Origin of the sequence: Lentzea sp. NPDC051838, from assembly GCF_040681245.1 — a bacterium.
Lineage (GTDB): Bacteria > Actinomycetota > Actinomycetes > Mycobacteriales > Pseudonocardiaceae > Lentzea.
Map to the genome: position 1 here is coordinate 203,956 of NZ_JBFAYI010000008.1, position 14,162 is coordinate 218,117.

The 14,162-nt window shown below is 69.6% G+C and carries 13 protein-coding genes; 8 read left to right on the top strand and 5 right to left on the bottom strand.

Annotated elements, in window-relative coordinates; translation table 11 throughout:
• Positions 1-7: 7 nt before the first annotated feature.
• Genes AB0M24_RS20835 through AB0M24_RS20850 form a run of 4 tightly spaced genes read right to left on the bottom strand, consistent with a single transcriptional unit; the run spans position 8 to position 2,377 of the window.
• Positions 8-163, bottom strand: coding sequence for a hypothetical protein (locus AB0M24_RS20835; RefSeq protein WP_363769907.1), 156 nt, complete (start codon positions 161-163; stop codon positions 8-10).
• Between the two features lie 14 nt (positions 164-177).
• Positions 178-768 (bottom strand): uridine kinase, encoded by a 591-nt coding sequence (locus AB0M24_RS20840; protein WP_363769910.1) that lies wholly within the window; start codon positions 766-768, stop codon positions 178-180.
• The gene (locus tag AB0M24_RS20845; protein ID WP_363769913.1) at positions 765-1,571 is read right to left on the bottom strand and encodes an SDR family oxidoreductase; all 807 of its coding nucleotides are present in this window, start codon (positions 1,569-1,571) and stop codon (positions 765-767) included. Before AB0M24_RS20845 ends, AB0M24_RS20840 begins: the two co-directional genes overlap by 4 nt.
• Entirely contained in the window at positions 1,568-2,377 is an 810-nt protein-coding gene (locus AB0M24_RS20850; RefSeq protein WP_363769916.1) for a patatin-like phospholipase family protein, read from the bottom strand. The genes AB0M24_RS20845 and AB0M24_RS20850 overlap by 4 nt, the downstream gene beginning before the upstream one ends.
• A gap of 328 nt (positions 2,378-2,705) precedes the next feature.
• On the opposite strand from AB0M24_RS20850, the gene kdpF reads away from it, so the two are divergent.
• The 8 genes from kdpF to lysA all read left to right on the top strand — a co-directional run bounded on the left by kdpF (position 2,706) and on the right by lysA (position 13,146).
• A complete protein-coding gene (gene kdpF, locus AB0M24_RS20855) occupies positions 2,706-2,804 on the top strand; it encodes a K(+)-transporting ATPase subunit F (RefSeq protein WP_045316071.1) in 99 nt (32 codons plus the stop codon).
• Positions 2,804-4,426: a potassium-transporting ATPase subunit KdpA gene (gene kdpA, locus AB0M24_RS20860; RefSeq protein WP_363769920.1), complete on the top strand. Its 1,623-nt coding sequence runs from the start codon at positions 2,804-2,806 to the stop codon at positions 4,424-4,426. The genes kdpF and kdpA overlap by 1 nt, the downstream gene beginning before the upstream one ends.
• Positions 4,423-6,417, top strand: a complete 1,995-nt coding sequence (kdpB, locus tag AB0M24_RS20865; RefSeq protein WP_363769923.1) for a potassium-transporting ATPase subunit KdpB — start codon at positions 4,423-4,425, stop codon at positions 6,415-6,417. Before kdpA ends, kdpB begins: the two co-directional genes overlap by 4 nt.
• A gap of 1 nt (position 6,418) precedes the next feature.
• Positions 6,419-6,949 (top strand): potassium-transporting ATPase subunit C, encoded by a 531-nt coding sequence (locus AB0M24_RS20870; protein WP_363769926.1) that lies wholly within the window; start codon positions 6,419-6,421, stop codon positions 6,947-6,949.
• Positions 6,924-9,467, top strand: a complete 2,544-nt coding sequence (locus tag AB0M24_RS20875; RefSeq protein ID WP_363769929.1) for a sensor histidine kinase KdpD — start codon at positions 6,924-6,926, stop codon at positions 9,465-9,467. The genes AB0M24_RS20870 and AB0M24_RS20875 overlap by 26 nt, the downstream gene beginning before the upstream one ends.
• Positions 9,442-10,119: a response regulator gene (locus AB0M24_RS20880; RefSeq protein ID WP_363769932.1), complete on the top strand. Its 678-nt coding sequence runs from the start codon at positions 9,442-9,444 to the stop codon at positions 10,117-10,119. Before AB0M24_RS20875 ends, AB0M24_RS20880 begins: the two co-directional genes overlap by 26 nt.
• A gap of 71 nt (positions 10,120-10,190) precedes the next feature.
• The gene (locus AB0M24_RS20885) at positions 10,191-11,684 is read left to right on the top strand and encodes an amidohydrolase family protein (protein WP_363769935.1); all 1,494 of its coding nucleotides are present in this window, start codon (positions 10,191-10,193) and stop codon (positions 11,682-11,684) included.
• A 154-nt stretch (positions 11,685-11,838) separates the two neighbouring features.
• Positions 11,839-13,146 carry a diaminopimelate decarboxylase gene (gene lysA / locus AB0M24_RS20890; RefSeq protein WP_363769938.1) on the top strand — a complete coding sequence of 436 codons (1,308 nt, stop codon included), beginning with the start codon at positions 11,839-11,841 and terminating at the stop codon, positions 13,144-13,146.
• Here lysA and AB0M24_RS20895 read toward each other — a convergent pair.
• A complete protein-coding gene (locus AB0M24_RS20895; protein WP_363769941.1) occupies positions 13,137-14,126 on the bottom strand; it encodes a helix-turn-helix domain-containing protein in 990 nt (329 codons plus the stop codon). The genes lysA and AB0M24_RS20895 overlap by 10 nt on opposite strands.
• Positions 14,127-14,162 lie beyond the last annotated feature (36 nt).

Sequence of the window (14,162 nt, forward strand, 5' to 3'; positions counted from 1 at the left end):
TGACGGTCTACCAGTGGCAGGCGGTGTCCGGCTCGCAGCACGGCGCCAGGAACCGGCAGCTCGGGCAGATCCACTTCGACCCGTTGCCGTACGGCCGCAGGTCGTCGGACTCGCACTGCGGGCACTGGGGAAGCTGTGCGGTCTTCTTCACGGGCTCGGTCACCGGGGCACCGTACTTCAGTTGTGGTCGAGCACGAGGTCGGCACGACGAGCCGGGTCGCACTTCGCGAAGTACAGCTTCTGCCCCTCGACGTAACGGCGGTTGCGGGGATCGTCCGGATCGGACGGACTGCCGTCGCGCAAAGCCATGCGCCCCACCGACACCGCGAACTCGACGTCGAGGAACACCGAGAAGTCCCAGTGGTCCACGAGCTCGTCGCGGTGCAGGAAGATCCCGTCCACCAGCAGGAGCGCGGACGGCGGCGCGGTCTCGAACGGCGCGTCCACGTACTCGTCGGTCGCCAGGTCGTGGCTCGCCCGGCGGAACGGTTGCCCGGCCACGAACGGCACCAACAGGTACTCGGCGAACCGCTCGTGGTCGAAGGAGTCGAGGAAGAAGCCTTCCGGCGACGTCTTGCCCTTCTGCCACCGAACAGCGCGCGGGTGGTGGAAGTCGTCGACGGACGCCCGCACCACCTCACGGCCGCGTGCTCGCAGCACCGCGGCCAGGTGGTCGCAGAACGTCGTCTTGCCCGCGCCGTCCACCCCGTCGACCGCGACCAGCCCGGACGCGGGCAGCAGGTCCGCGACTTCCCGAAGTACGTTCACGCGTCCGATGATGCCTGAGCCGCGATCGCATCGTCGTACGCCCGGCGTTTCTCGTGGTCGACGTGGGTCAGCGCGCGACGACCGCCGATCAGCCTGCGGCCGAGGCGAAGCACGCGTTCCGGCACCGCCGCGTCGATCAGGTCCCACGCGGCCAGGTAGCCGGGCACCGGCACACTCGCGCGCCGCGTCCGGACACTGTGGACGATCGCCTTCGCCACGTCCTCCGGATCGACGGTCGGCATGCCGCGGCCGAGCGGGACACCGGACGACAGCCGGGTCCGCACCGCGCTGGGCAGCACCGCCGTGACGCTGACGCCGGTGTGGGCGTACTCCTCGCGCACCGCGGCGGTGAGCCCGACCGCGGCGAACTTGGACGCGTTGTAGACGGCCATGCCCGGGATGGGGATCTTGCCCGCCATCGAGGCGACGTTGACGACGTGCCCTGACCCGCGCCCGATCATGTGCGGCAGCACCAGGCGCATCCCGTTGATCAGGCCCTCGACGTTGACGGCGAGCGTGGTCCGCGAGATCGAGTCCGGTTCGTCGAGGAACGCGCCCAACGGCATCACGCCCGCGTTGTTGACCAGCACGTCGATCCGGCCGTGCGCGTCGAGCACGGCGGAGACGAACGCGGCGAACGACGCCCGCGAGGTCACGTCGAGGACGTGCGGGCCGTCGAGATCGCCGACGCACACTTGAGCGCCTCGCGAGGCGAAGGCCTGAGCCGTCGCCTGGCCGATGCCCCGCGCGCCACCGGTGATGGCGACGACAGCGCCGTCGAGGTCGATCTTCGGATAGCTCACGCGAGGCTCCTCAGGCGGGCGGGGACGTGGGTGAGTGCCGCCTCCAGGGCGGGCAGGCGTCGGGCGGGGTCCATGAAGTTCCAGCCCATCGCGGCGAGTTCGGCGGCACCGGGATGCACGCGCACGACCCGGATGCCACGCGCGCGCAACGACGCCACCTCGCGGGCGGCCACGCGGTTCATCCGCTGGCGCAGCACCAGTTCCAGCCGTCCGCCGACGCCCGGCACGCGCGCTTCGGACACCATCGGCGCGACGATCACCACCTCGTCCACGTCGGGTACGAGATCCGCGGACGTCGGCGAGGCGACACCGCCGTCGAAGTAGCGCCGCCGGCCGATGAGAACCGATTGGTACCAGCCAGGAATCGCCCAGGACGCGCGCAACGCCTCCGCGACGGACGTGCGAGGCGCGCCCGGCGACCCGAACGCCACGCGCGCACCCCGGGAGGAGACCGCGACCAGCCAGGTCGCCGGATGCGGCACCCAGCCCGGCACCAGGTCGTGGGTCAGGCCGTCGAGGAACGCCGGATCGCGGTCCGTCAACCGGGGCCAACGGCCAGGTGGGCGCGTGAAGAACCGCCGGGCGAAGGCAGGAGCGTCAGAAGAGTCCCGTTGGGCAGCTATCAGGTCGGTGATGGTGAGACCGCGGCCGAGCAGCACCGCGAGATGCGCGCCCGACGACGTCCCGATGATCACGTCGGCCGATGCCGGTTCCCACCCGAGCGCGTCCCGCACCGCCGCGAGCGCGCCCACCTGCCACGCCCCGCCGACGGTTCCACCACAACCCAGCACCAGTGCTCGTCGCACGAACGCCTCCAAATACCGCTGGTATCTGAATGCCGAAGGTATATGTGAGCGCGAGCGCAGGCAAGAGCTCACGGAAAGTCACTGCCAGGGGACCTATCGGATGAGACCCAGGTCTCCCCGGCCTCAAGAACGCGTAAAAGCCGCCGCCAACGCCGTAAGGACGCTGTCAGGCAACGCCTGATCAGGCATTTCGTGTTGCACGCTTCCGAGCGTCATCAAGAAAACCTGTCGTTGAAGGGAGCGGCGTCATGGCCGACCTGGCCTACGCGTTGCTGCTGATCGGGAGTTTCGTCGTGCTGGGCTTGACGGTGCGCGGACTGGAGAAGCTGTGAGCACGGGACTTGTCGCGAACGCCGTCGCCGGCGTGATCGCACTCGGGCTGATCGTCTACCTGTTCATCGCACTCATCAGGCCGGAGAAGTTCTGATGTCACCTCTCGTGGCCGGCCTGCTGCAGGTCGGCGTCCTCGTCGCGGCCCTGGCGGTCGCGTACCGGCCCCTCGGCGACTACATGGCTCGTGTGTTCCAGAACAAGGGGCACTCGAAGGTCGAACTGGCCATCTACCGGTTCGCGCGCATCGACCCGAACGCCGAGCAGAAGTGGAGCACCTACGCGTACGGCGTGCTGGGCTTCTCGTTCGTCGGCATCGTGTTCCTGTACGTGATCCAGCGCCTGCAAACCCTCTTACCGTTCAACTTCGGCCGGGGGAACGTCGAGCCCGGCATGGCGTTCAACACGGCGATCAGCTTCGTGGCCAACACGAACTGGCAGTCGTACGTGCCGGAAGCCGTCATGGGTCACGCGGTGCAGATGATCGGCCTGACCGTGCAGAACTTCGTGTCGGCGGCCGTCGGTCTCGCGGTCGCGGTCGCGCTGATCCGCGGGTTCGTGCGGCACCAGACCGACCGGCTCGGCAACTTCTGGGTCGACCTCACCCGCGGCACCATCCGCATCCTGCTGCCCATCGCGTTCGTGTTCGCCATCGTGCTGATCGCGCTCGGCGTCACGATGTCGCTGAAGTCCGGTGTGGACGTTGACGGCCAGACGATCGCCAACGCGCCGGTGGCGTCACAGGAAGCCATCAAGGAGCTCGGCACCAACGGCGGCGGTGTTCTCAACGCCAACTCGGCGCACCCGTTCGAGAACCCGAACGAGTGGACCAACCTCATCGAGATCTTCCTGATCCTGGTCATCCCGGTCGCGCTCACCCGCACGTTCGGCAGGCTCGTCGGCCAGAACAAGCAGGGGTACGTGCTGCTCGGCGTCATGGGCGTCATCTGGACCGCGATGCTCGGCGTGATCTGGGGCGCGGAGGCAGCGGGCATCCGGCCGTTGGAGGGCAAGGAGCTCAGGTTCGGCATCCCCGGCAGCGCGATCTTCGCCGACGCCACGACGGGCACGTCGACCGGCGCGGTCAACTCGCTGCACGACAGCTACACCGGCCTCGGTGGCGGCGGCACGCTGCTCAACATGCTGTTCGGCGAGATGACGCCGGGCGGTGTCGGCACGGGCCTCTACAGCATCCTGGTGATGGCGATCATCGCGATGTTCCTGGCGGGCCTGATGGTCGGCCGCACGCCGGAGTACCTCGGCAAGAAGCTGGGGCGCAAGGAGGTCACGGCCGCCGCGGTCTCGATCCTCGCCATGCCGACGGTGTTGCTGATCGGCGCCGGCATCGCCGCGATCCTGCCGAGCACGCAGGGTGCGCTGAACAACCCCGGCGCGCACGGCCTGTCCGAGATCCTTTACGCCTACGCGTCGGCCTCGAACAACAACGGCAGCGCGTTCGCCGGCATCACGGTCACCAACGACTGGTTCCAGTCGTCGCTCGGCCTGTGCATGCTGTTCGGCCGGTTCATCCCGATCGTCGCGGTCCTGGCGCTGGCCGGATCTCTTGCGGCGCAGAAGAAGGTGCCGGTCACCGCGGGCACGTTGCCCACCACCGGGCCGCTGTTCGCCACGCTGCTGACCGGCTCGATCGTCCTGGTCGCCGCGCTGACGTTCGTTCCCGCTCTCGCTCTCGGTCCCATCGCGGAGGCACTCCAGTGACCACCACAACCCTCGAAAAGCCGGTCTCCGCGCACAAGAAGACGGTCACCCGCGCCCACCTCCTGGACGCCGTGCCGGAGGCGTTGCGCAAGCTCCACCCGCGCCACCAGCTGCGCAACCCGGTCATGTTCGTCGTCTGGGTCGGGTCGCTGCTGGTCACGGTCTTCGCGGTGACCGATCCCAGCGTGTTCACCATCGCGGTGACGGTGTGGCTGTGGTTCACCGTGCTCTTCGCGAACCTCGCCGAGGCGGTCGCGGAAGGCCGCGGCAAGGCGCAGGCCGACTCGTTGCGCAAGACCAAGAAGGACGCTGTCGCCAGGCTCGTCAACGGCGATGTCGTCGCCGGCACCGAGCTGAAGATCGGCGACCTGGTCGTCGTCGAGGCGGGCGAGGTCATCCCCGGCGACGGTGACGTCGTCGAAGGCATCGCCACCGTGGACGAGTCGGCCATCACGGGCGAGTCGGCGCCGGTGATCCGCGAGTCCGGCGGCGACAGGTCCGCGGTCACCGGTGGCACGACCGTGCTGTCAGACCGGATCATCGTGCGGATCACGACCAAGCCCGGTGAGTCCTTCGTGGACCGGATGATCGCGCTCGTCGAGGGCGCCGAACGGCAGAAGACGCCGAACGAGATCGCGCTGACGATCCTGCTGTCCACGCTGACGATCATCTTCCTGCTCGCGGTGATGGCGCTGCAGCCGTTCGCGATCTTCTCCGGTGGCGAGCAGTCCGTGGTGGTGCTGACGGCTCTGCTGGTCTGCCTGATCCCGACCACGATCGGCGCGCTGTTGTCCGCCATCGGCATCGCGGGCATGGACCGGCTGGTGCAGCGCAACGTGCTGGCGACGTCCGGCAAGGCGGTCGAGGCCGCCGGCGACATCGACACGTTGCTGCTGGACAAGACCGGCACGATCACGTGGGGCAACCGCCGCGCGACCGAGTTCATCCCGGTCAACGGCACTTCCCACGAGGCGCTGGTCGCCGCGGCACGGCTCGCGAGCCTGGCGGACGAGACGCCGGAAGGCCGCAGCATCCTGGAGCTCGCCGGGGGACAGCCCGCGACCGCGCACGAGAAGACGGGCGAGTTCGTCCCGTTCACCGCTCAGACGCGCATGTCCGGCATCGACCTGGGCGACCGGATCATCCGCAAGGGCGCGGCGTCGGCGTTCGAGCTGACCGCGACGGCTCGCGAGGTCGTGGACGAGATCAGCGCGCAGGGCGGCACGCCGCTCGTCGTCGCGGAGAACGGCACAGTCCTCGGGATCATCCGGCTGAGCGACGTCGTGAAGCCCGGTATGAAGGAACGGTTCGCCGAGCTGCGCGCGATGGGCATCCGCACGGTCATGGTCACCGGCGACAACCCGTTGACCGCCAAGGCGATCGCGGGTGAGGCCGGGGTGGACGACTTCCTCGCCGAAGCGAAGCCCGAGGACAAGATGGCCCTGATCCGCAAGGAGCAGGAGGGCGGCCGGCTGGTCGCGATGACCGGTGACGGCACGAACGACGCGCCCGCGCTGGCGCAGTCCGACGTCGGCGTCGCGATGAACACCGGCACGTCGGCCGCCAAGGAGGCCGGCAACATGGTCGACCTCGACTCGGACCCGACGAAGCTGATCGAGATCGTGGAGATCGGCAAGCAGCTGCTGATCACGCGTGGCGCGTTGACGACCTTCAGCGTTGCCAACGACCTGGCGAAGTACTTCGCGATCCTGCCGGCCATGTTCGCGGCGATCTACCCGGCGCTCGACAAGCTCAACATCATGCGGCTGGCCACGCCGCAGTCCGCGATCCTGTCGGCGGTGATCTTCAACGCGCTGATCATCGTGGCGCTGATCCCGCTGGCGCTCAAGGGTGTGCGGTACCGGCCGTCCAGCGCGTCCGCGTTGCTGCGGCGCAACCTGCTGATCTACGGCCTCGGCGGTGTCGTGACGCCGTTCGCCGGGATCTGGCTGATCGATCTGCTCGTGCGACTCGTCCCCGGGATTGGCTGACATGGAGAACTTTCTGAAGCAGTCGTGGGCGGGACTTCGGATCCTGCTCGCACTCACCGTGCTCGTCGGGGTGCTCTACCCGATGGCGGTGTGGGGCGTCTCCCGGATCCCCGGCCTGCAAGCCAATGCCGAGGCAACGGACACCACACTCGTCGCGGTCACGCGGCAAGGCGACCAGTACTTCGTGCCGCGCCCGTCGGCGGCCACGTTGCCCGCGTCCGGTGGTTCGAACAAGGGCGAGCTCAACTCCGACTACACCAAGGTGATCGACGAGCGCCGCGCGGAGATCGCGAAGCGCGAGGGTGTCAGCGAGGACCAGGTGCCGCAGGACGCCGTCACGGCGTCGGCGTCCGGTCTCGACCCGCACATCAGCCCGGAGTACGCGGCGTTGCAGGTGCCCCGCGTGGCGCGCGCGTCCGGGCTGTCCGTGGAGAAGGTCCGTGAGTTGGTCGCCTCCAACACTCACGGCACCTTCACCACCACCGTCAACGTGACTGCGCTGAACCGTGCCATCGACAGCGCCACCCGTTGACGGTCGCCGGGGAGAGCTGAGGATCTACCTCGGCGCCGCTCCCGGCGTCGGCAAGACCTTCGCCATGCTCGGCGAGGCCCACCGGCGCCGGGAGCGCGGCACCGAAGTGGTCGTGGGGCTCGTCGAGACCCACGGCCGGGAGAAGACCGCGGACCTTCTCAAAGACCTGGAAGTGGTGCCGCGCAAAGTGATGCGGCACCGCGGCGTCGAGGTCGAGGAGATGGACGTCGACGCGATCCTGGTGCGGGGGCCCGAGGTCGCGGTGATCGACGAGCTCGCGCACACCAACGCGCCGGGCTCGCGCAACGAGAAGCGGTGGCAGGACGTCGAGGAGCTGCTCGAGGCGGGCATCGACGTGCTGTCCACGGTCAACGTCCAGCACCTGGAGTCGTTGAACGACGTCGTGCAGCGGATCACCGGTGTCCAGCAACGGGAAACCGTGCCGGACGACGTGGTCCGCCGCGCCGAACAGGTCGAGCTGATCGACATCACGCCCGAGGCGTTGCGGCGACGGCTGGCGCACGGCAACATCTACGCCGCCCACAAGATCGATGCCGCGCTGGGCAACTACTTCCGGCTCGGCAACCTGACCGCGTTGCGCGAGTTGGCGCTGCTGTGGGTGGCGGACCAGGTCGACGTCGCGTTGCAGCGCTACCGCAGCGAGAAGTCGATCACCGACACCTGGGAGACGCGTGAACGGGTCGTCGCCGCGATCACCGGTGGACCGGAGAGCGAGACGTTGATCCGTCGGGCTCGCCGGATCGCCGTGCGCGCGGGTGCGGAACTCCTCGTCGTGCACGTGATGCGCGGCGACGGGCTCACCGGCGTGACGCCCGAGCACATCGCCCGATCACGTGTTGTCGCCGAGGACGTCGGTGCGACGTTCCACTCGGTGGTGGGCGACGACGTGCCGACGGCGTTGCTGGAGTTCGCGCGCGGGGTGAACGCCACTCAGCTCGTGCTCGGCACTTCGCGCAGGTCACGGGTCGCGCGGGCGTTCGACGAGGGCATCGGTGCCTCGGTGGTGCAGGAGTCCGGCGCGATCGACGTGCACATGGTCACGCACGACGAGGCCCGGCGCGGGTTGCGGTGGAAGATCGGCACGGACCCGTTGTCGTTGCGGCGCAGGCTGATCGGCTGGGGGTTGTCGCTGGTTCTGCCCGCCCTGGTCACGGTGGTCGGCATGCTGTGGCGCGACGACCTCGACTTCTCGACGGACCTGGTGGCGTTCCTGCTGGTCACGTGCGTGGTGGCGATCGCGGGAGGGCTGGGGCCCGCGTTGTTCTGCGCGGTCGTCGGCGCCGGGCTGCTGAACTACTTCTTCACCGAGCCGTACTACAGCCTGGCGGTGCAGTCGCCGGAGAACGTGATCACGTTGGTGGCCATGGTGATCGTCGCGACGGTCGTGGCACTGACGGTCGACCGGGCGGCGCGGCTGGCGGAGCAGGGAGCGCGGGCGCGCACCGAGGCCGCGTTGCTCGCCTCCTACGCCAGGACCGTGCTGACCTCGCCGTATCCGCTGGCCCGGTTGCTGGAGAAGATCCGGGAGAACTTCGGCCTGGAGTCCGTGGCGCTGCTGGAACGTCGTGGCGGCACCTGGGAACGTGTCGCGTGCGTCGGGCCGCGGCCGTGCGACGAGCCGGACGAGGCCGACGCGGACGTGCTGGTCACGTCGGACATCCACCTGGCGTTGCGCGGCCGGGTGCTGCCGGCCAGCGACCAACGAGTGCTCGAGGCGGCCGCTGGGCAGGCGCTGATGGCGTTGCGGCAACAGCGAATGGCCGATGAAGCTCGTTCGGCACAGCGCAAGGTCGAGACCTCGGAACTGCGCACGGCCTTGTTGTCGGCCGTGGGGCACGATCTGCGCACACCGCTGACGTCGATCAAGGCCGCGATCGGCAGTCTGCGGGACGAGTCGCTGCCTCTGTCCACTGAGGACGTTTTCGAGCTGATGGCGACCGTGGAGGAGTCGGCGGACAGGTTGACCGGCCTGGTGGACAACCTCCTGGACTCGTCGCGGCTCGCCACCGGTTCCGTGGAGCCGGTGTTGCGACCCGTCAGCTACTACGAGGCCGTTGCTCGTGCGCTGGCCGGTGTCGAGGAACGGCAGGCGGTGTCGGTGGTGGTGGACGAACATCTGCCGCCGGTGCTGGCCGATCTGGGGTTGCTGGAACGCGTGGTGGCGAACGTGGTGGACAACGCGTTGCGGCACGGCAAGTCCGAGGTCGCGATCAGGGCCAGTGCGCACGGCTCGCAGGTCGAGCTGCGGATCGTCGACCACGGCCGCGGCCTCCCCAAACGTTCGGCGGGCAAGGTTTTCGCGCCCTTCCAACGACTCGGTGACCGCGACGCCACACCAGGCGTCGGACTCGGCCTCAGCGTCGCGAAGGGCTTCACTGCCGCCATGGGCGGTGAGATCAGCGCGGAGGACACACCGGGCGGCGGGCTCACCATGGTGATCTCGTTGCCCGCCTACGAAGAGAGACTGCACGATGACGTCAGTGCTGGTGGTCGATGACGAACCGCAGATCGTCCGTGCGTTGAGGATCAACCTCAGTGCGCGGGGATACGACGTGATGACGGCCTATGACGGCAAATCCGCCCTGGGCGTTGCGGTGGAGGGAAAACCGGACGTCGTCGTCCTCGACCTGGGCCTCCCGGACATCGACGGCGTGGACGTGATCGCGGGCCTGAGAGGCTGGTCCACGATCCCGATCATCGTGTTGTCGGCGCGCACCGACTCCGCCGCCAAGGTCGAGGCTCTGGACGCGGGTGCTGACGACTACGTGACCAAGCCGTTCGGGATGGACGAGCTTCTCGCCCGCCTGCGTGCGGCCGTGCGGCGCGGTCTGGCCCGTGACGGGGGAGACCCGGTCGTCGAGACCTCGTCGTTCGTCGTGGACCTCGCCGTGAAGAAGGTGCGGCGGGACGGGCGCGAGATCCACCTGACGCCGACCGAGTGGGGCCTGGTGGAGATCCTCGCGCGCAACCCGGGCCGTCTGGTGTCGCAGAAGCAGTTGCTGCAGGAGGTGTGGGGGCCGATGCACGTCAACGAGTCCCAGTACCTTCGCGTCTACTTCGCCCAGCTGCGCCGCAAGCTGGAGACCGACCCGGCCCACCCGCGGCACCTGATCACCGAACCGGGCATGGGGTACAGGCTGGAGCTCTGAGCCTGGTGCCAGCCCCACTGCCCTCGCTCTCCCGCGTCGGTAGCGTCGACTGCGGCTACCAAGGGGGAACAGTGGGGGATCTGGCGCGCCGGGACGTGTTGTCCTGGCTGGGCAAGGGTGCACTCGGCGCCGCGGCGCTCAGTGTGGTCGGGCAGGAGGCGGCGGCCTCTCCGAGCGGGGTCACGGCGCTGGTCGGCGCGACTCTCATCGACGGAACGGGCCGCCCGCCCGTGCGCGACGCGACGATCGTGCTCGCGGGCGACCGCATCCTCGCCGCGGGCCGGCACCGGGACCTGCCGCGTGGTGTGCGAGTGGTCGACGTCGCCGGGAAGTACGTGATTCCGGGACTGTGGGACCTGCACACGCACGCGTCGTTCTTCGCGGACACCGTGGCGCCGCTGCACGTCGTGCAAGGCGTCACCGGTGTCCGTGAGATGTGGGGTCAACCCGAGACGCACGACACCCGACGGCGCATCGAGGCCGGCGAGGTGCTCGGCCCGCGGATGGTGATCGCGAGCAACATCGTCGACGGCCCCGGCGCGATCTGGCCGGGCGCGGACGTCGTGCGGACTCCGGACGAGGCCCGTGCCGCGGTGCGCGGGGCCAAGGACGGGGGAGCGGACTTCGTCAAGGTCTACTCGTTCCTGTCGCCCGAGTGCTACGCCGCCATCGCCGCCGAAGCACGCAGGCTGCGGATCCCGTTCGCCGGCCACGTGCCCGCGCGAGTGCCGGTGCGGGACGCGCTGGCCCAGCACACCCACGAACACCTCTACAACCTGTTCACGTCCACTTCGGACAACGCCGACGAGCTCTACGCGAAGCTGCGCGCGCTGCCGGACGACCCGGCCGACCCGAACTGGTGGGGCAGGCAGTCGGGACGGATGGAGCGGGCCGCCGTCGCCACGCACTCACCGGCCCGCGCCGCCGAGCTGTTCAGGGCCATGGCCAGGCGCGGCACGTGGCAGTCGCCGACGTTGTTCGTCGAGCGGAACATGTCGCGCTCGCCGTCGAGCATCGTGAACGACCCCGTCGCGCTCGACCGGCTCCGCTACATCCCGGTCGACCTGCGGGCGCAGTGGCAGCTGATCATGTCGGGCCGTCCCGAGCGCACGCCGGAGGAAGTGGCCGCGCTGCTGGCGTTCGGCGACGCGCGGATGCGCCTGCTGCGTCAGATGCACGAGGCCGGCGTCGGTGTGGTGGCGGGCACGGACGCGGGGTTCGCGTACGTGTTCCCGGGATTCTCGCTGCACGACGAGCTCGCGCTGCTCGTGCGGGCCGGGCTGACCCCGATGGCGGCGCTGCGGGCGGCGACGAGCGAGGCGGCGCGGTGCCTCGGGCTCGCCCACGAGACGGGCACGGTCAGCGCGGGCAAGCAGGCGGATCTGGTGGTGCTGGACGCGGATCCGTTGGCGGACATCACGAACGTCAGCCGCATCCACGCCGTCGTGAGTCGCGGCCGGTACCTCGGACCGGCGGATCGGGCGCGGGTGCTGGCCGAGATCGAGGCCGCCGCACAGGAACCGGCGGAGGCACCGGCCACGCCGATGGGGTGCTGCGTGCACTGATCACGGCCGCGGCCCCGGAAACGTCCGGGTCCCCTTGCTCGGGATGTGGCGGCCACCACCCTGATCGTCAGGATCGCGTCAAAGCCGGCACCAGCGGTGTCAGGGTCTCGTCCGTGCTCTGGGCAGGCGCGCGTCCCGGGCGTGCACTTGATCCATGACACTCGCGGAGTTGCTGCCCAGCATCGGATGCTCCACCGAACCGGTGCTGGAAGAGGGTCTGTGGCCGGACGGAACCCACCTGTCCGGCGCGGACCTCGTCATCGGTGGAGTCCCCGCCACGCGCCTCGCCGCCCAGTTCGGCACGCCCTGCCAGGTGCTCGACGAGGCCACCGTGCGTTCTCGCGCCAGGGCATACGCGGACGCACTGCCGGAAGCCGAGGTCGTGTTCGCGGGCAAGTCGTTGCCCTGCCCCGAGGTCTACCGCTGGATGGCGTCGGAAGGCCTGTCGCTCGACGTGTCGTCCGCCGGTGAGCTGGCCCTCGCGAAGGCGGCCGGGTTCCCCGCGAAGCGCATCGTCATGCACGGCAACGTGAAGACCGCGGAAGACCTCAAATCCGCCCTGGCGTACGGGGTCAGCAGGATCGTCGTCGACTCGTTCGACGAGATCGCCCAGCTCGGCGCCCTCGCCACGCACGGCCAGGAAGTCATGATCCGCGTGACGCCCGGCGTGGACGCCCACACCCACGCCGCCATCGCCACGGGCGTCGAGGACCAGAAGTTCGGCTTCTCGCTGGCATCCGGCGCTGCCCTCGAAGCGATCCTGCGCGTGGTCGAGCAGCCGTCGCTCAAGCTCGTCGGCCTGCACTGCCACATCGGCTCGCAGGTCCGGCACGTCGCGTCCTACGAGGAGACCGTGCGGCGCATGGTCGGCCTGATCGCCTCGTGCGGTGTCCGCATCGAGCAGCTCGACCTGGGCGGCGGCTTCTGCGCCCCGTACCTGCCCGGCGAGTCGGCGTTCGACCTCTTCGGCTTCGCGCAACGGGTCCGCGGCACCCTCAACTACGAGTGCGCGCTGCACCGCGTGCCGGTGCCGAGAATCCTGATCGAACCGGGCCGGTCGATCGTCGCCAACGCCGGCGTCACGCTCTACCGCGTCTGCGCGGTCAAGCGCGACAACCGGACCTTCGTGGCCGTCGACGGCGGCATGAGCGACAACCCGAGGCCGGCCTTGTACGGCGCCAAGTACGCGGTTCGTCTGGTCGGACGTGGAGGAAAGCCGCAGCCGTGCACCGTCGTCGGACGGCACTGCGAAGCCGGCGACGTGCTGGCGGAAGCGTTGCTGCCCAAGGACGTGCACGCGGGTGACGTGCTCGCGGTGCCGGTGACCGGCGCGTACCACCACGCGCTGGCCTCGAACTACAACCAGGTCTGCCGGCCGCCGATCGTCGCGGTGAAGGACGGGGTGGCCAGGCCGATCGTGCGCAGGGAAACCGAGGAGGACCTGCTGCGCCGCTACCTGTGAGGTTTGGCCGGCGCCGACAGCCAGCCCCGGTGGAACGCCTGCATCCCGGCCTGGAACCGGGTGTCCGCCTCCAGCGCCGTCATCAGCTCGTGGACGTGCCTGCTCAACGTGCGTTCGGTGATGCCGAGGGTGCGGGCGATGGCCCGGTCCTTCATGCCGCTGGCCATCAGGGCGAGCAGCCGCTGGTCGCGGTGGGACAGCTCGCCCGCGCCGGGCACAGGGTCGGCGCCCAGCGGAACGGCCCGGGACCACAGGGACTCGAAGCACACCAGCAACGCGTCGAGCAACGGCGAGGCGCGCACGACGAACGCGGAGCTGGTCTCGCGATCACCGAACGCCATCGGCACGAAGGCGACCTTCCGGTCGACGATCAGCATCTTCATGCTCACCGACGTCAGCGTGCGGGCCTGCTCTCCGGCCCGCACGCACTCCATCATCGCCTCGTAGTGGCCGGGCAGTTCCAACGAGGAACGGTCGTAGACGCACCGGTACGACACCCCGCGCTCCAGCGACTTGAGCTCCTGCCGGTTCTGCATCGGGGTCCGGTCGAGGTACGGAGGCGCGTCGACGAGCAGCACCTCCTCCTGCGCCCCGAGCTGGGACTGCGCGACCCGCTGGCTCGTCGCGTCGTACCCGTCGACCACCTCGACCATGCCCGTCCGGGCCGCGGGAAAGGTCTTGTCCAGCCGATGGGTCAGCTCCCGGGACGCGGCCAGCAGGTCGTCGAGGTCGTGGGTGCGGCGGGCGACGATCGCGTCGACGGCGACCTCCGGCGGGGCGGGCACGAAGAGCACCGGCCGGGTGCGCAGCTTCGTGACGAGACCGGCCTCCACCAGCCGGTCGAGCGCGCCCGCCGCGGCCTCGACGGACAACCCGGCCAGCTCGGCGATCTCGGGAACGGCGGCGCGCTGCGCGTCGAGCACGGCGAAGTAGGTCGCGCTGTCGGACTCGCCGAGCCCCACGGGTTCGAGCAGGTTCACCAACGGCTCCCGTCGTCGACCACCATTGTGGACCGG

Coding starts and splice junctions, on each gene's coding strand:
- kdpA (WP_363769920.1), top strand. CDS start 2,804: ATGTCACCTCTCGTGGCCGGCCTGCTGCAGGTCGGCGTCCTCGTCGCG.
- AB0M24_RS20870 (WP_363769926.1), top strand. CDS start 6,419: ATGGAGAACTTTCTGAAGCAGTCGTGGGCGGGACTTCGGATCCTGCTC.
- AB0M24_RS20880 (WP_363769932.1), top strand. CDS start 9,442: ATGACGTCAGTGCTGGTGGTCGATGACGAACCGCAGATCGTCCGTGCG.
- lysA (WP_363769938.1), top strand. CDS start 11,839: ATGACACTCGCGGAGTTGCTGCCCAGCATCGGATGCTCCACCGAACCG.